The organism is Alistipes sp. AM16-43 (genome assembly GCF_003435745.1).
GTDB lineage: Bacteria > Bacteroidota > Bacteroidia > Bacteroidales > Rikenellaceae > Alistipes > Alistipes onderdonkii.
Map to the genome: position 1 here is coordinate 388568 of NZ_QTUQ01000002.1, position 16294 is coordinate 404861.

15 protein-coding genes are annotated in these 16294 nt (G+C 60.6%); 8 read left to right on the plus strand and 7 right to left on the minus strand.

What is annotated here, in order from left to right:
- Nucleotides 1-11: 11 nt before the first annotated feature.
- The 7 genes from DW189_RS04765 to DW189_RS04795 all read right to left on the minus strand — a co-directional run bounded on the left by DW189_RS04765 (nt 12) and on the right by DW189_RS04795 (nt 8757).
- Nucleotides 12-1847, minus strand: coding sequence for a V-type ATP synthase subunit I (locus DW189_RS04765; RefSeq protein ID WP_162851426.1), 1836 nt, complete (start codon nt 1845-1847; stop codon nt 12-14).
- Between the two features lie 8 nt (nt 1848-1855).
- Nucleotides 1856-2464 (minus strand): V-type ATP synthase subunit D, encoded by a 609-nt coding sequence (locus tag DW189_RS04770; protein WP_018694793.1) that lies wholly within the window; start codon nt 2462-2464, stop codon nt 1856-1858.
- A gap of 6 nt (nt 2465-2470) precedes the next feature.
- Nucleotides 2471-3793, minus strand: a complete 1323-nt coding sequence (locus DW189_RS04775; protein WP_117507057.1) for a V-type ATP synthase subunit B — start codon at nt 3791-3793, stop codon at nt 2471-2473.
- A gap of 10 nt (nt 3794-3803) precedes the next feature.
- Nucleotides 3804-5558 carry a V-type ATP synthase subunit A gene (locus DW189_RS04780; RefSeq protein WP_117507058.1) on the minus strand — a complete coding sequence of 585 codons (1755 nt, stop codon included), beginning with the start codon at nt 5556-5558 and terminating at the stop codon, nt 3804-3806.
- An 8-nt stretch (nt 5559-5566) separates the two neighbouring features.
- Nucleotides 5567-6403: a DUF2764 family protein gene (locus DW189_RS04785; RefSeq protein WP_117507059.1), complete on the minus strand. Its 837-nt coding sequence runs from the start codon at nt 6401-6403 to the stop codon at nt 5567-5569.
- 4 nt (nt 6404-6407) lie between these two features.
- Nucleotides 6408-7022: a hypothetical protein gene (locus DW189_RS04790; protein ID WP_117507060.1), complete on the minus strand. Its 615-nt coding sequence runs from the start codon at nt 7020-7022 to the stop codon at nt 6408-6410.
- Between the two features lie 301 nt (nt 7023-7323).
- Entirely contained in the window at nt 7324-8757 is a 1434-nt protein-coding gene (locus DW189_RS04795) for a DUF4301 family protein (protein ID WP_022331964.1), read from the minus strand.
- A 77-nt stretch (nt 8758-8834) separates the two neighbouring features.
- On the opposite strand from DW189_RS04795, the gene murB reads away from it, so the two are divergent.
- Genes murB through DW189_RS04835 form a run of 8 tightly spaced genes read left to right on the plus strand, consistent with a single transcriptional unit; the run spans nt 8835 to nt 16264 of the window.
- Nucleotides 8835-9845: a UDP-N-acetylmuramate dehydrogenase gene (gene murB, locus DW189_RS04800; RefSeq protein WP_174760544.1), complete on the plus strand. Its 1011-nt coding sequence runs from the start codon at nt 8835-8837 to the stop codon at nt 9843-9845.
- A 1-nt stretch (nt 9846) separates the two neighbouring features.
- On the plus strand, nt 9847-11190 hold the full coding sequence (gene tilS, locus DW189_RS04805; protein WP_055203476.1) for a tRNA lysidine(34) synthetase TilS: 1344 nt from the start codon (nt 9847-9849) through the stop codon (nt 11188-11190).
- Nucleotide 11191: 1 nt separating this feature from the next.
- The gene (gene holA, locus DW189_RS04810) at nt 11192-12262 is read left to right on the plus strand and encodes a DNA polymerase III subunit delta (protein ID WP_117507062.1); all 1071 of its coding nucleotides are present in this window, start codon (nt 11192-11194) and stop codon (nt 12260-12262) included.
- Nucleotides 12262-12981, plus strand: a complete 720-nt coding sequence (locus DW189_RS04815) for an aminotransferase class IV (RefSeq protein ID WP_117507063.1) — start codon at nt 12262-12264, stop codon at nt 12979-12981. Before holA ends, DW189_RS04815 begins: the two co-directional genes overlap by 1 nt.
- Nucleotides 12982-13031: 50 nt before the next feature.
- Nucleotides 13032-13625: a DUF6549 family protein gene (locus DW189_RS04820; protein WP_117507064.1), complete on the plus strand. Its 594-nt coding sequence runs from the start codon at nt 13032-13034 to the stop codon at nt 13623-13625.
- 54 nt (nt 13626-13679) lie between these two features.
- Nucleotides 13680-14150 (plus strand): pantetheine-phosphate adenylyltransferase, encoded by a 471-nt coding sequence (gene coaD / locus DW189_RS04825; RefSeq protein WP_022331958.1) that lies wholly within the window; start codon nt 13680-13682, stop codon nt 14148-14150.
- A 7-nt stretch (nt 14151-14157) separates the two neighbouring features.
- Entirely contained in the window at nt 14158-15192 is a 1035-nt protein-coding gene (gene lpxD / locus DW189_RS04830) for a UDP-3-O-(3-hydroxymyristoyl)glucosamine N-acyltransferase (protein WP_117507065.1), read from the plus strand.
- Nucleotides 15193-15208: 16 nt separating this feature from the next.
- Nucleotides 15209-16264 carry a TlpA disulfide reductase family protein gene (locus DW189_RS04835; protein ID WP_117507066.1) on the plus strand — a complete coding sequence of 352 codons (1056 nt, stop codon included), beginning with the start codon at nt 15209-15211 and terminating at the stop codon, nt 16262-16264.
- Nucleotides 16265-16294 lie beyond the last annotated feature (30 nt).

The window sequence follows — 16294 nt, forward strand, 5'->3', positions numbered from 1 at the left end:
TGTTTTAGTTGTTATTTGTTTTCCGAATTATCTATTTTCTGCAAGGGCTCGAACGAACGCATCGACATTTCGAAGCCCGCGTTTTTGTAGAACTCGACGAACGTCAGACGCATCGGGTGCACGAACGACGAAATGGTCGACATGAAGAGGTTGATGCCGTGGCCGATCAGCAGGATCGGGATCATGATCAGCAGCCGCACGACGATGCCCGAACCTTCAGGCACGAACCCGGCGGCAAGCGCATTGAACACCGTGGCGAGGATACCGCCCGAGAGGCCGATGGCGAACAGACGGATATATGACAACACGTCGGAGAGGATACCCGTGAGGTTATTATAGGTGTCCCACAATCCCAGCCCGAAATTCAGCAGCGGGTTCTTACCCGGCGAATTGAAGAACAGCATCAGCACCGCACCCACGCCGAGCGTCGCATAGAACGCAGGCGAGGAGGTGGTATAGAACGGGATCACCCACCCGGGGTTGAGCATCGGCAGTCCGGCGGCAAGGCTCCCGCCCAAAATGACCAGCAGCCACCCCAGCGAACCGAGCGAATAGCGGAACCCGACGGTGGAGGAGATCATGACGATCTTGAGCACCATGCCGAACATGATCTGCACGAGGCCGATGGCCAGCGCGATCGAGAAGAACTGGCCCTGGAAATCGAAGAAATGGATCGACGGGAACCATTTCGACATGCTGATGCCGAAGAACGAACCGCACAGCAGCCCGAAGAGGATCGTCGACACGCCGCACAGCGTGGCGAACCACGCGGCCTGGCGCATCATGCCGGGCTTGCGGTTCTTGGAGAGCATCCAGGCTCCCAGCAGCGCCAGGATAGCACCGTAGCCGGCATCGTTCAGGCAGATGCCGAAGAAAAGCACGTAGAACGGTGCGAAGAACGGCGTGAGATCCATCGTGCCGTATTTCGGCCGGGCATACATGTCGCCCACCAGTTCGAAAACGCGCGCGAACCGGTTATTCTTGAGCTTCACGGGCGTATCGTCCTCGGGCGTAGGGTCTCCCTTGAGATAAACGACATTGGGATACGCCTCCAGCAGGGCGTCGACCTTGTCGGAGGTCTCCTTCTCGGCCCAGCCCTCCATGACGACCAGCGTACCGTCGGCGGCCTGCTGCGCCGTGGCTTTCACGCGCACGCCCTGCAAGCGTTCCTTCAGCTGCGCAGCGTGTGCCGCGAGCAACTTCTCCGAAGCCGCCACGCGCGAGAATTCGGCGTCGAGAGCCCGCAATTCCTGCTTCGCCTCGGCGATACGGCGTTCCGCCTCGCGGACGTCCATCGAAGGAGCCTTCATCTCCTGCGCATCGAGCGTCACATCCTCGCCCGGGGCCGTCACGACGACGAAATAAGCCGTAGAATCGGTACGGTTGATCAGCGAAAGCGTATAGCGTTCCGACCATTCGGGCCCGAACTTGTCATAGTTGCTCTTCGGGGTGAAGAAATAGCGTAGCACGATGCCCTGCGAAGCCAGCGCCTTCGTACGCTCGGGCGAGAACTCGCCCCACGGCCGCAGCTCGTCGGCCGACTTCTCCAGGCGGGCGATCTCGGCGGCGAGCGCCGTGGCCTTCTGGTGTGCGGCGGCATAGTGCTCATAGGCCTCGGCACCCGAGGCGAAGGGTTTCGCACCGGCCTCGAAACGACCTTCCCCGGCACGGAAATTCCGCAGAAAGTCGGCGGCCTTCGTATGCCCCTCGATATCGAGCAGCAGTTGCCGGTCTTCCTCCGAAGGCTCCCAGCCCGTCGTCGTGATGTCGACAAGGCCCAGTTCGCGCAGCTTCTCGATAAAATCCTCACTTTGGGCCGCATAGAGCACAAAGTCGTATTTTGCCATTTTCGCTATCATAACATCGCGCCCTCCCCGGCCTGTTGCTGTTTGGTTTTCACGATCTTCTGGGCCGACTTGGAAAGGTTCTCCTCGTCTTCCATGAAGCGTTTGATCTTACGTATGGCGTCCTCGTACCCGGGTATCTGCACCTTTTCGTACAAGTTCACCTTCTGAGTGGTTTTACGGCGTGCGTGATCCAGCAACTCCATCTTGCGGTTATACACCTCGAATTCGATTCCCAGCTGCGCCATGCGCTTGAGGATATCGATTCCGTCGGCGAACCATACGGGCGACGAAAAGAGGTCGTAGGGCTTCTCCTCGAATTTCACGTCCTGCAAGACGGGTGTACGCACACCCGCGATCTTCTGTACCGAAAGTTCGACATCAGCGATGCGCAAGAGGTCACAATCAAACTCTCCCCAGAGCGATACCATGTAGTCGTACTCGGCCTTCAGGGCATCGAGCCGACGGCGGTAATCGCCCGCGGAGTCCTTCGCCTTCTTCACCTCGGAGCGCAGGGCCGACTCCTTACTTTTGATCGTAGGGAGCGCCTTCTGCCGCATTTTCAGCTGTTTGCCGAGGTCGCCGAGCGAGGTCTTGTTATATTGAAATTTGATTGCCATCGTGCCTTACGCTTCTTTCCAATACTTTTTGATGAGTTCCTCCTTGATCGCAACTTCCTCCTTGGAGAAATATTTGGCAAAGAGCCCCCATGCCGTGTCGAGCATCTCGGTGATGCCGATATTGACGTCGATCGAAAGGAGTTTCTCCGAATAGTCGAACGCGAATTTCAGCGTACGCTCGTCGTAGTCCGAGAGGTCGAAACCGTTCTCGAGCTTGGTCTTGGCATTGGCGGCATCGGCGTACAGACGCACGCAGGCGTTCATCACCTGCGGATGGTCTTCGCGGGTCTTCTTGCCGATCACGAGCTGCTTCAGACGCGAAAGCGAACGGAACGGGTCGACGATGACCTTGCCCGTGTCGGAATCGTTCCTCAGGAACAGCTGGCCTTCGGTGATGTAACCCGTGTTGTCGGGGATGGCGTGCGTGATGTCGCCGCCCGACAGGGTCGTCACGGCGATGATCGTGATCGAGCCGCCGTTGGGCAGCTGCACCGCCTTCTCGTAGATCTTGGCCAGGTCGGAGTAGAGCGAACCGGGCATCGAGTCCTTCGACGGGATCTGATCCATACGGTTCGACACGATGGCCAGCGCATCGGCATAGAGCGTCATGTCGGTCAGCAGGACAAGCACCTTCTCGCCCTTGTCCACCGCGAAGTACTCGGCGGCCGTAAGCGCCATGTCGGGGACGAGCAACCGCTCCACGGGCGGGTTCTCGGTCGTGTTGACGAACGACACGATACGGTCGAGCGCACCGGCATTCTCGAACACCGACTTGAAATAGAGGAAGTCGTCGTTGGAGAGTCCCATGCCGCCCAGGATGATCTTGTCGGCCTTGGCACGCAGCGCCACATTGGCCATTACGGCGTTATAGGGCTGGTCGGGGTCGGCGAAGAAAGGGATCTTCTGCCCCGTAACGATCGTGTTGTTCAGGTCGATACCGGCAATACCCGTGGCGATCAGCTCCGAAGGCTGGATACGGCGGAACGGGTTTACCGTCGGGCCGCCGATCTCGCGGGCTTCGCCCTCGACGATCTCACCGCCTTCGAGCGGTTCGCCGTAGGCGTTGAAGAAGCGTCCCGCGAGGTTGTCCGACACGCGCAGCTTGGGAGGTTCGCCGTGGAAGACCACTTCCGAGTCGGTAGCCAGCCCCTCGGTACCTGCGAAAACCTGCAACGTCACGTTCTCGCCCATGATTTTCACCACCTGCGCCAGCTTGCCGCCCACGGTGGCCAGCTCGTCGTTGCCGACGCCCTGCGCCCGCAGGGTCACGGTCGCCTTGGTGATGTTATCGATTTTGGTATATATTTTCTGAAAAGCTCGTGTTGTCATGGTCTAAAGCTTATTTTGTTTTTTCACTCACATACTCCTCGATCTGCTTCAGGTAGCCGTTGAACTTCTCCGACTGCCACTGCGAATAGTTCATCTGGCGGAAGAGGTTGATAAGACCCTTGAAGAACTGCGAGCACTCTTCGAAATCGGCGAAGGCGAAATCCTTCCGGCAGATGTCGAGCACCATTTTATACATCATCTTCTGGCGCTCGATCGGACAGTTGGCATCGATGTCGTCGAAAGCGTCCTGCTGGAGGATCACGAAGTCGATCAGCTCCGACTTCCAGAAACGTTCGTGGTACTCCACCGGCACGCCGTCGTCACCCAGGATGTTGATCTGGTCGTTGGCCTCCTTGCCGCGCTGCACGATGGTCTTGCCGGCATACACGAGGTCTACCCAGTCCTTCTCGATATGATCGTCGAGGTATTCGCGGATCTCGGGGTACTCGAGATATTTCGAGTAGGATTCCAGCGGGTCGATGGCCGGGTAGCGCTTCGAGTCGGCGCGCCCCTGCGAAAGGGCGTAGAAACAACGCGCCGCCTTCTTGGTGGATTCGGTCACCGGCTCCTTGAGGTTACCGCCCGCGGGCGACACCGTCCCAAGGAAGGTCACCGAACCGGTCTGGCCGTTGGTGAGTTTCACAAGGCCCGCACGCGAGTAGAAGTTCGAGATGATCGCCGAAAGATCCATCGGGAAGGCGTCCTGTCCGGGAAGCTCCTCCAGACGGTTCGACATCTCGCGCAGCGCCTGCGCCCAGCGCGACGTCGAGTCGGCCATCACGAGCACCTTGAGCCCCATGGCACGGTAGTATTCGCCGATCGCCATACCCGTATACACCGACGCCTCACGCGCCGCAACGGGCATGTTCGACGTATTGCAGACGATGATCGTACGCTCCATCAGGTTGTGCCCCGTCCGGGGGTCGATCAACTCGGGGAACTCCTTGAAAATCTCCACCACCTCGTTGGCACGCTCGCCGCACGCCACCATGATGATGATATCGGCATCGGCCTGCTTCGAAATAGCGTGCTGGAGCACTGTCTTGCCGGCGCCGAAAGGCCCGGGGATAAAACCCGTACCACCCTCGGCCATCGGATTGAAGGTGTCGATGGCACGGACGCCCGTCACCATCACACGCGAGGGGCGCGGCTTCTCGACGTAGCAGCGCACGGCCTGCTTGACCGGCCATTTCTGCACCATCGTGATCCCGTGCTCCCGGCCTTCGTCGTCGGTCACCACGGCAACCGTGTCCGTAACTTTGTATTTCCCGGCCGCAACGATGCTCTTGACCGTATAATTGCCGGTCATCGTGAAAGGCACCATGATCTTGTGGCTCACCCACTGCTCCTTGACCTCGCCCAGCCACGATGCGGCCGAGACCTTGTCGCCCGCCTTCGCCAGCGGGGCGAACTCCCATTGGGCCGAGAAATCGACCGGTTCGGTGATCGAACCGCGCGCGATGAACAGGCCTTCCATCTTTTCGAGGTCGTTCTGCAGACCGTCGTAGTTGCGCGACAAAAGGCCCGGAGCGAGCGTCACTTCGAGCATATGTCCCTCGAACTCGACCCTGTCGCCGATCTTCAGTCCCCGGGTGCTGTCAAAAACCTGGACATAGGCACTGTCGCCTACGACCTTGATGACCTCGGCCATCATTTTGGTATCCCCCGTATATACGTAGCATATCTCGTTCTGGCCCACGGCTCCGTTGGCCTTGACGATCACGATATTGGAGATGATACCATTTACACGTCCTGTAGTTTTCATGAATTATCCTATTGTTTATTTTCTATCAGCCCTTTGCCATCCAGCTCGGCCATCAGGCGCTCGAACATCTCGCGTCCGCGCACCGCATCGAGCTGCGTCCAGCGCGCCACGATGTTGACACGCGCCAGATACGACAGGATGGAATTAATGTCGAAATAGTCGAACGTCGCCAGTTCCACGGCTTCGTTCCAGCGGATCAGGTCGATCTTGTGCTCCTTCTCCACGAGGTTGGCCTCGTCGTTCACGGCAGCGATCATGGCGTCGATGTAGGGCAACTCGCCCCGCAATCCGAAATCGGCAGCCGAGCTGCGCTCCAACTGTTCGACCACATCGCCCCCGCCGACGGTCACCTCCTCGACGGGCCGCCCCGCCGCACGGGCCGTCACGGCGGCCGTCACATTGCGCAGGTTGCGGTCGAACTCCGACCATGCGCGGAGGAAACGGCTCCGGGAACGGCTGCAAGCCTCGTAGTAGGCTCCGAAGAGCGCACTCTCGAAGCGCCCGGCCGTATCGACCTCCTCGGCATCCTCGCCTTCGGGGTCGGCAAAGGCGCGCAACACGCGGGCTACGGGCGCCGGCAGGCGCCGGGGAGCCTTCACCTCCTCTTCCAGCTCCTCGCGTGTGAAGTTACCCAGCGGATTGTGCGCCGAGCGCCCCGCACGCAGCGAAGCGATATTCTCACAGTCGTAATAGCCGTACAACAGCCGCACCGCGTCGGCATCGGCCCCGTCCACCCCTTCGAGGATCTCCCCGACGATGGCCTTGGCATCGAAACCCTTGGTGTCGGCATCGAGCGAATACTCCTTCAGCCCGGCTACCAGACAATAATAATTCGTCGCGAACATAGCGTCACGCCTTAAAAAGCATGTCCGATACTTTCTCGCGCAGGTATTCGCCCAGCAAGGCGTCGAAATCGGCATCGGAGAACGAGATGTAGTAGCCGCCGTCCTTGGCACCTACCTTGAACCCGCTCTTCACCTCCTTCGAATAGCCCACTTCGATACCGGCGGCGAGCAGTTCCTGGGCGCTCTTGCCGAACGCCGCGTCGAGTTTAGTACGCTCCGCCTCGGGCAACAGGGCTTTCAACTCCACTTTGCCCGCATCGGCACCGTTCCAGTTCCTGGCCACGGCGAGCAGCATCTCCTTGATGAATGCGGGATCGAGCGCAGCCTCCTTCACCCCGGCCGCAGTGGCCTTGGCCACGATCATCGAAGCGATCTCCGACTTGATCTTCGCAGCGGCCTGCTTGCCCGCGAGTGCGATCTCGGTCATCGTGTTCTTCTCGACATCTTCGGCCTTGTCGCGGGCCTTCTTGACGATCTCCTCGGCCTGGGCACGGGCTTCGGCGACGATCTTCGCCGCCTCGTTCTTAGCCTCCCCGACCAGACGGTCGGCTTCGGCACGGCCTTTCTCCAGCCCCTCGTCGTAGAGCTTTTTGGTCAGCTCCTGAAGTTTGTTTTCCATAGTGTTATTTAGTTTTGATTATCGTTTTTCAAAATATGCACACAAATATATAAAAGATTATCAGAAAACTGAGGCACACTGCAATAATTTGTCCTTTTTTGACAAAATTCAAGAACAAAAAGAAGAAGTTTCGAAGCGAAATGAAGTGTCTTACGGCCGGGAAACCCGCCGCCCGCCGCAGGCTGCCCCGTAAAAGCCCACCGGCGCCGTAAAAAAACGGACGGCCCCGCGGGAAGGCGGCAGCCCCACAAAAAACGGACGCCGCTCACGCGGCATCCGCCTTATCGGGTTCGCACAGGGGTCACTGGTGCTGGGGACGCAGCAAATCCTGCACGACTTTCACGGGCGAGAAGGTCGTGATGGGCACATCCACGAAGATGGTGTTCCACCGCGACATCGTGCCGTTCCACAAACCGGGCAACTCCTGCGCACGCAATTCGCGGCCACCGCTCGACTTGGACGAGATAAAGCCCGTCGCAGGGTCGGTATAACGCCGCAGGTCGAACTTGCGCCCCTTGGAATCCCGGACGCCGCACACGAGGTCTACGGGATTGAAATGCGTCGCGGCCTTCATCAGCGGCTGGTCGGCGGGTGCGATCTGGCTCGACTCGGCGATCTGGAGCGACTGCGTGCCGTCGGCGTTCGAAGCCCAGAACGGGCCGCCTCCCGGTTCGCCTTCGTTGCGAACCATGCCGCAGACACGGATCGGACGGTCGAGCACGGCGCGCAACAGGGCAGAATCGTAGTCGGCGGGCAGTTTGACGCACAAACGCTGTTCGATGAACTCCACGATCGGCTCCAGCTCGGCACCGCCCACCTCGAGCGCTTTGAGGTACTCGAAAGCCCGATCCTGCAAATCCAGCAGGATGCCGGCCAATACCTTTTTATAGCGGATCGTATCGCCGCGCCGCGCATCGGTCGTCACGTTGTCGATGTTCTTGATGAACACCAGGTCGGCGTCGATTTCGTTCAGGTTCTCGACTAACGCGCCGTGCCCCGCCGGACGGAACAGCAGCGTGCCGTCGTCCTGCCGGAAAGGGGTGTTGTCGGGATTGACGGCAATCGTATCGGTCGAAGGTTTCTGCACCGAGAACGAGATGTCGTAACGGATGCCGAAACGCTGTTCGTACACGGGTACCTTTTCCGCCAGGAGGGTTTCGAAGCCCGCGATGTGCTCGGGCGACACGGTGAAATGGATCCGGGCCACGCCTCTGGCCGCGGCATAGACCGCGCCCTCCACCAGGTGCTCCTCGACCGCCTTGCGCGCCCCTTCGGGATAGGCATGGAAGGTCACCAGCCCCTTGGGCTTCTGCCCGTAGCCGAGCCCGTCCTTTACGATGGCACGCACGGTTGCCTTGTCGTCGGCATCGGGCGGCAGCACGGCCTTGAGTTCCGGCCAGAAGGCGAAGCGCCCGATATTGTCCAGCAACGTGTCGATGCCCTTGCCGCGCTTACCCTCGTTGACGAACTCGAACAACTCCTTGAACATACGGGTCGCGGCACCCGAGGCTGGCACGAATTTCACAATGCCCAGGCGGTCGGCCTCCCGTTCATAACGCGCCACGGCGGCGGCAGCCTCCGCGTCGCCCACGACCATCACCCCGTCGCCGGGCGATGCGGCGCGCACAACCTTCAGGAAGGGGAACCCGCGGCGGAAATTCTCCAGCTGGCGCTCGACCGCATCGGGGGTCAGCCCGTGTTTTTCGATCTGCTGTAAATCTTTTTCGGTAAACATGGTTCTATCGTCTTTAGTTTTTCGTCGGATCGGAATTATCTTCAAAGATAACGAAATAATTTCTAACTTTGCACATCATGATCCGAGAATTTCACCAAACCAGCCTGCGCGGACGCAACAGTTTCGGCGTCGAGCAGCACGCCGCCCGGCTCGCCGAATTCGAGACCGAGGAGGATCTGCACGCGATTTTCGGCGGCGGGATCCCCGACCGCTGGAGAGTCCTGAGCGGCGGCAACAACATACTTTTCACACGGGACTACGACGGGCTTCTGCTGACCCCCGTCTCGCAGCGGATCGCCCTGCTCGGCGAAGAGGAGGGCACGGTACACGTGCGCGCCGACGCCGGGGTCGAATGGGACGACCTGGTGGAGTGGGCCGTACAGCGCGGATTGTGGGGGCTCGAAAACCTCTCGCTGATCCCGGGCAAGGCCGGGGCGGCGCCCGTTCAGAACATCGGCGCCTACGGCTGCGAGGCGAAGGACGCGATCGAGCGGGTACACATGTTCTGTGTGGAAAACTGCAAATGCATGACGCTCGACGCCGCGCACTGCTGTTTCGGTTACCGCGAAAGCATCTTCAAGCACGACCTGCGGGGACGTGTCGTCATCACGGCGGTCGACATCCGCCTTTCGCGCACGCCGCAACCCCGGCTGGGGTACGGCGACGTGGAGCGCGAGGTCGAGGCCCGCGGCGGCACGACGCTGCGCAACATCCGCGAGGCAATCTGCGCCATCCGCCGCGCCAAACTACCCGACCCGAAGGTGACGGGCAATGCGGGGAGCTTCTTCAAAAACCCGGTCGTCGATGAATCCGTGGCGCAACAATTGCGGGCCAGCTGGCCCGACATGCCGCTCTACCCCGCCGCCCTTTCGGGCAAGGCCAAACTCGCCGCCGGGTGGCTCATCGACAAGGCGGGGCTGAAAGGCTGTCGAAGCGGACGGGTCGGCATCCATGAACGGCAGGCACTGGTATTGGTGAACCTGGGAGGCGCCACGGGCGGCGAGATACTCGATTTCGCCCGTATGGTACAGGCCCGCGTACACGAAAAGTTCGGCATAGAGATAGACACAGAAGTCAACATATTGTAATATGGCACTTTTAGAGGCTTTCCAGAGGTATGTCGCCGAGAATGACCTGGCGACGCACGACGACCGCATCCTGCTGACCGTTTCGGGGGGCGTGGATTCGATGGTCATGCTGTCGCTTTTCACCCGCAGCGGCTATTCGGTGGGCGTGGCGCACTGCAATTTCCAGCTGCGGGGCGCCGAGAGCGACGAGGACGAAGTGCTGGTGGAAGAAGAGGCGAAGAAATACGGCGTGGAATTCTACAACAAGCGGTTCGAAACCACGGCCGAAATGGAACGCACGGGCGAGTCGATGGAAATGGCGGCACGGCGCCTGCGCTATGCGTGGTTCGACACCCTGAGCCGCGGTCAGGGCTACACGGCCGTGGCGATCGCCCACCATGCCGACGACTCGATCGAGACGTTCTTCATCAACCTGCTGCGCGGCACGGGGCTGCGCGGGCTGACGGGCATCTCGACGCAGGTGGGCAGGATCATCCGTCCGCTGATGTTCGCCTCGCGCAAGGAGATCCTCGAATATGCCGTGGCCAACCGCATCCCGTTCCGTGAGGATTCGTCGAACCGCTCGACCAAATACCTGCGCAACAAGATCCGGCTCGGACTGATCCCCCGCATCCGGGAGATCAACCCCAAGTTCACGAGCCTCATGAGCCGCAACCTGGCACGCCTGACCGATGCCCAGCTGTTCATCAACCACGGCATCGAACGTATCCGCGGCGAGGCGGTGACTTCGGCGGACGGGTTCGACACGATCCACCTCGACCGCATCGACCCGGCATTCCCGCAGGAGTTCGTGATTTACGAGTTGCTGAGTTCGGCCTACGGGTTCAAGGGCGACGTCGTCGACTCGCTCTGCCATTCGCTCCGGCACGATATGACGGGGCGACGCTTCTACTCGCGCGAACGGGTGGCCTACGTCGACCGCGGCAAGATCGTCGTGGCGCCGATCACCCCCGACGACGCCTGCATGACGCAGGTGGAAAGGGGCGCACAGCGGAGCTACTGCGGCAATTCGGTGCTCTACTTCGAATATACGGACATCGACACGATCAAGAATTTCGGCGTGCCGGAGCATATCGCCCAGGTCGACGCCGACCGTTTGCAATTCCCGCTCACGCTGCGCCGCTGGCGCGAAGGCGACTCCTTCGTGCCGTTCGGCATGACGGGGCGCAAGAAAGTGAGCGATTTTTTGATCGACGCCAAGGTCTCGATGGCCGAAAAACAGCGGCAGTTCGTACTGCTGTCGGGCGGCGAGATCGTATGGCTCGTCGGCCGCCGCATCGACGACCGCTACCGCCTGACGCCCGACACGGAGAACGTGCTGCGTATCACCAAAGAAATCGTCTGACATGGCTAAAAGCGCACTGAAATTCAAGGATTCCGTCGCCGCATACGAACAACTCGCCGGCCAGATCGCCGCACGGCGGTTCGTCCCCATCTACCTGCTCATGGGCGAAGAGAGCTACTTCATCGACGCCATCGCCGAGCAGATAGCCACGACCGTGCTGGGCGAAGCCGAACGGGCTTTCAACCAGCTCACTGTCTACGGCAAGGACTCCGAGGCGGGGCAGGTCATCAACCTCTGCCGCCAGATGCCGATGATGGGCTCCTACCAGGTCGTCATCCTCAAGGAGGCGCAGCAGCTGCGCGGGCTGGACAAGCTCTCGCTCTACACCCAGAAGCCATCGCCGACGACGATCCTCGTAATCTGCCACAAGGAGAAAAACGCCGACAGGCGTTCGGCCTTCTACAAGGGTTGCGCCGCCAACGGCGCGGTGCTCGAGTCGGTGCGCCCGCGCGACTACGAGATCGCCTCGTGGCTCCAGCGATTCATCGCCGGGAAAGGGTTGGCCATTGACACGAAGGCGCTGTCGATGCTGACCGACCACCTGGGCACCGACATTTCGAAAATCTCGAACGAGCTGGGCAAACTGGTCGTCTCGCTGCCCGAAGGCACGAAGCGCATCACCGACGCCGACATCGAGGCCAACATCGGCATCTCGAAGGACTACAACAACTTCGAGCTGTGCAAGGCCGTGGCGACCCGGGACATGGCGCGGGCGCTGATGATCGCCGAGCATTTCGCCCGCAACCCCAAGGACAACCCGCTGCTGGTCACCGTACTGGCGCTTTTCGGGCAGTTCAAGGAGATGTTCGTCGTGAACTACCTCCGCTGGCTCTCGCGGCACAAGGGGGTCGCATTCCCGCCCGACACGGAGCTGATGCGCATCCTCAAGAAGAGCAACGTCTACGTCATCGGCGAGATCAAGCAGAACGCCGTCAACTGGGACAACCGCAAGGTATTCAACATCCTCGGCCTGCTGCGCGAATACGACGCCAAGAGCAAGGGCATGAACGCCGGAGGTGCATCGGACGGCGAACTGCTGCGCGAACTGCTGCTCAAAATCTTCATGCTCTGATGCGGGAAGTCTACCTATACCAGACCGTACATGTCCTCGACGGGGAGTGCCTCTGCCTGCGGGAACACCTGGCCGTACTCGACCGCTGGTCGCGCACGCTCTTCGGGTGCCCGGGGCCACACGACGCCCGGGAGGTCGGGACGGCCGTCGCGGCGGTGGCCGGACGGGAAGCCCCCGGCAGCGACCGTTCGAAATTCGTACGGCTCGTCCTGCCGGCATCGGGCATCCTGCGGCTGGAATTCGAAGGCGTTTCGCTCTACCGCGGCTACGATCTGCGCAGCCTGATGCCCGAAGCCGTGACGCTGCAATACGAACCGCCGCTGTTCGACGCCCCCACCTCGGCACGCGAGGCTGCCGTAGAGCTGGCACGGCAATATGCCGGGTTGCAGGGTGCGAGCGTCGCCGTACGCTGCGACCGCAACGGGACTCTCATGGCGGCCGACGAAGCGGCGCTGTTCGCCATCCGGGGCAAGCGGGTCTACGTCCCGCCGGGCGAAACGAGCATCGGGCGCAGCCTTGCAGTCAGGAGCATCCGCGCCGCCGGGCTGGAACTGGCCGCTTCGCCCGTCGGGCGCGACGACCTGCCGCGCATGGACGAACTTTTCTTCATCGACCACCGGGGCGTCACCGCCCTTTCCCGCTGCGACGGGCAGCCCTACATGGCCATCTTCGCCGAACGCATCGCCGGGGCGCTCCGCGGGCTGTTTCCGAATATGTAGAAACCCACCCGGGAGGGCACGCGCTATCTTCGCCGCAAAACCCGGAAACCATGAAAAAATACCTTTTCCTTTACGCCGTCCTCACAACGGCGCTGCTGGCATACGGCTATACCCGTTACCGCCACGAAACCCGCCGCCTCACACAGAACCAGAATGCCCTGGCCTCGGGCATCGAACACTACCGCACCCGGCTGGGACAGGAGGCAGCCTCGGTGCAGGCATTGCGTCTGCGCTGCGCCGAATTCGAACGCCTCCGCGCCGGGGATGCCGACACCATCCGCCGCCTCGGCATCAGGCTCCGGAGGCTGGAAGCCGTCGCCAAAACAGTCACCGCCACGAGCGTCGACCTGCGCACGCCCGTCCGCGACACCGTCGTCCTGCTCCGCCGGGACACGCTCCGAATCCGCGACACCCTGAAACTGTTCCGCTGGCGCGACGCCTGGGTTACGGTCGAAGGGCGTATCCGCACCGACTCGGTCGCCTGCCGCGTGCAGAGCACCGACACCCTGCGGCAGGTCGTGCACCGCGTCCCGCGGCGCTTCCTCTTCATCCGCTGGGGCACGAAGGCCCTGCGCCAGGAGATCGTATCGTCGAATCCGCATACGCGGATCATTTATTCGGACTATGTAAAGTTCGAACGGTAAATTAATTCGCATTTTTTAATCCGGTATTCCCAAATATTATTACCTTTGTCCGATATGGAAAGGTCTGCTATTTTCCCCGGGTCGTTCGACCCGTTCACCCGCGGCCATGCGGCATTGGTCGACGAGGCCCTCAACCTCTTCGACCGCGTAGTCATCGGCATCGGCAACAACACCTCGAAACAGGGTTTGCTGACCGTCGCCAACCGCAAACGGCTGATCGACGACCTCTATGCCGGGAATACGCGTGTCGAAGCCCGGATTTACACGGGGCTCACGGGCGAATTCGCCGAGGAGATGGGAGCCTGCGCCATTATCCGCGGCGTGCGGAACACAACCGACTTCGAATACGAACGCACGATGGAGGCCACCAACCACCGGATCTACCCCGACATCACGACCGTGATGCTGTTCACCCCGGCGCCCGTGGCCGACATTTCGTCGTCGACGGTACGCGAAGTGCTTTCGTTCGGCCGTTCGGTGGAAGAGTTCATGCCCGTGGGAGTAGATATTAACAAATACCTATAATTATTTTATGATGGAATTCACAGCCGAAATGATCGCCGGATTCCTGGGCGGTGAAATCGTCGGCAACAAAGAGGCGAAAGTACACACCGTATCTTCGATCGAGGAAGGCAAGGCCGGCTCGCTCAGCTATCTTACCAATCCCAAATACGAAGCCTATATTTACACTACCGGAGCGTCGGTCGTGCTGGTCAACCGCACGTTCGAACCCGTGCAGCCGCTTTCGGCGACGCTCATCAAGGTCGACGACGCAGGCGCCTGCGTCCTGAAACTCCTCGAAATGTACAATGCCGCAAAACCCCGCCGCAGCGGCATAAGCCCGCTGGCCTCGGTCTGCGCCGAAGCCCAGGTGGGCGAAGGGTGCTACATAGGCGACTTCGCGGTCGTCGAAGCCGGCGTGAAGATCGGCAACGGATGCCAGATCTATCCGCAGGTATACCTCGGAACGGGCGTAAGTGTGGGAGAAGGCACGATCCTCTATCCGGGGGTCAAGGTCTACGAAGGCTGCCTTATCGGCCGCAACTGCATCCTGCACGCGGGCGCCGTGATCGGCGCCGACGGATTCGGATTCATGCCCAATGCCGCAGGCGGGTTCGACAAGATCCCCCAGTTGGGCAACGTCGTGATCGAAGACGACGTGGAGATCGGCGCCAATACCTGCATCGACCGCGCCAAAACCGATTCGACGGTCATCCGGCGGGGCGTGAAACTGGACAACCTGATCCAGATCGGCCACAACGTGCAGGTCGGCGAGAACACCGTCTCGTCGGCACAGACCGGCATCGCAGGCACCTCGAAGGTGGGCAGCAACTGCTTCCTCGCGGGGCAGGTGGGCATCGCCGACCATGTCAACGTCGGCAACAATGTGAAGATCGGCTCGAAGAGCGGCCTGGACAAGGACGTGCCCGACGGTGAGATCCGTTTCGGCTACCCGGCGCTGCCCGGCATGCAGTACCACCGTTCGGCGACGGTCTTCAAACGGCTGCCCGAACTCGAAAAACGCGTGAACGAGCTGGAGAAGCAACTCGCAGCATCAAAAAAATAACCAATACCTTCGCATTATGAAAAAATTATTTCTATTCGCAACAGCCGCAGTCGTGCTGTGCAGTTGCAGCAACCAGCCCAAATACATCATCGACGGCGACATCGCCGGGCTCGAGGGAACGGTCTACCTGTACCAGGGCGACAGCCTGATCGACTCGGCAGCCGTCAAGGCCGGCAAGTTCCAGTTCCGGGGCAACGCCGGGGCGCCGGCCGTACATTACCTGCTCGACTCGCGCGAGGGACAGCCGCAGGCATTCGCCATGCAGTTCATCCTCGAACCGGGCAATATTTCGATCAAGAGCGACGCCGAGGACGCACAAGTCCGCCATACCACCGGAACGCCGGCCAACGACGCCAGCGACGCCTATTCGGCAGCCAGCCGCACCCTGATCAAGGAATACCGCGACCAGGCTACGACCGACGAACGCCGCGAGGCCATCGAAAAGGAGTTCGAGCAACTGACTCTTACGACAATCGACAACAACCGCGACAATTTCTTCGGCGTGGTACTGATGCCCAACCGGGCCTACGAACTTTCGGGACAGGAAACCCTGGACGAAATCGCCAAGTTCTCGCCCGAGATGCAGCAGACCAAGGAACTGACCGAGCTGAAAACCTCGGCCGAACAAAAGCTCAAGACCGACGTCGGCCAGCCCTACATCGACATCGTGCAGAACAACGCCGAAGGAGAGCCCGTATCGCTCAAGTCGGTGATCGACAACCCGGCCAACAAGTACACGCTCGTGGACTTCTGGGCTTCGTGGTGCGGCCCCTGCATGGGTGAGGTTCCCCACCTGAAGCAGACCTACGACAAGTTCCACAAAAAAGGCTTCGAAATCTACGGTGTCTCGTTCGACCGCGACCGCGACAAGTGGCTCGCCGCCGTCAAGGACAACGGCATGGAGTGGATTCATGTCAGCGAGCTGCAACGGTTTGACAACCAGGCTGCCAAAGACTATGCGGTACAGGGCATCCCGTCGAATTTCCTGATCGACGCCCAGGGCAAGATCGTAGCCAGAAACCTGCGCGGCGAAGACCTCTACAAGAAAGTGGAAGAGCTCCTCGGAAAGTAGCCCGTCCCGAATAAAAAGCCCCTCCGAGCC

Bases quoted from the DNA above. Each gene is read 5' to 3' on its own strand.
- DW189_RS04765 (WP_162851426.1), bottom strand. From the start codon at position 1,847: ATGGCAAAATACGACTTTGTGCTCTATGCGGCCCAAAGTGAGGATTTT.
- DW189_RS04770 (WP_018694793.1), bottom strand. From the start codon at position 2,464: ATGGCAATCAAATTTCAATATAACAAGACCTCGCTCGGCGACCTCGGC.
- DW189_RS04775 (WP_117507057.1), bottom strand. From the start codon at position 3,793: ATGACAACACGAGCTTTTCAGAAAATATATACCAAAATCGATAACATC.
- DW189_RS04780 (WP_117507058.1), bottom strand. From the start codon at position 5,558: ATGAAAACTACAGGACGTGTAAATGGTATCATCTCCAATATCGTGATC.
- DW189_RS04785 (WP_117507059.1), bottom strand. From the start codon at position 6,403: ATGTTCGCGACGAATTATTATTGTCTGGTAGCCGGGCTGAAGGAGTAT.
- DW189_RS04790 (WP_117507060.1), bottom strand. From the start codon at position 7,022: ATGGAAAACAAACTTCAGGAGCTGACCAAAAAGCTCTACGACGAGGGG.
- DW189_RS04795 (WP_022331964.1), bottom strand. From the start codon at position 8,757: ATGTTTACCGAAAAAGATTTACAGCAGATCGAAAAACACGGGCTGACC.
- murB (WP_174760544.1), top strand. From the start codon at position 8,835: ATGATCCGAGAATTTCACCAAACCAGCCTGCGCGGACGCAACAGTTTC.
- tilS (WP_055203476.1), top strand. From the start codon at position 9,847: ATGGCACTTTTAGAGGCTTTCCAGAGGTATGTCGCCGAGAATGACCTG.
- holA (WP_117507062.1), top strand. From the start codon at position 11,192: ATGGCTAAAAGCGCACTGAAATTCAAGGATTCCGTCGCCGCATACGAA.
- DW189_RS04815 (WP_117507063.1), top strand. From the start codon at position 12,262: ATGCGGGAAGTCTACCTATACCAGACCGTACATGTCCTCGACGGGGAG.
- DW189_RS04820 (WP_117507064.1), top strand. From the start codon at position 13,032: ATGAAAAAATACCTTTTCCTTTACGCCGTCCTCACAACGGCGCTGCTG.
- coaD (WP_022331958.1), top strand. From the start codon at position 13,680: ATGGAAAGGTCTGCTATTTTCCCCGGGTCGTTCGACCCGTTCACCCGC.
- lpxD (WP_117507065.1), top strand. From the start codon at position 14,158: ATGATGGAATTCACAGCCGAAATGATCGCCGGATTCCTGGGCGGTGAA.
- DW189_RS04835 (WP_117507066.1), top strand. From the start codon at position 15,209: ATGAAAAAATTATTTCTATTCGCAACAGCCGCAGTCGTGCTGTGCAGT.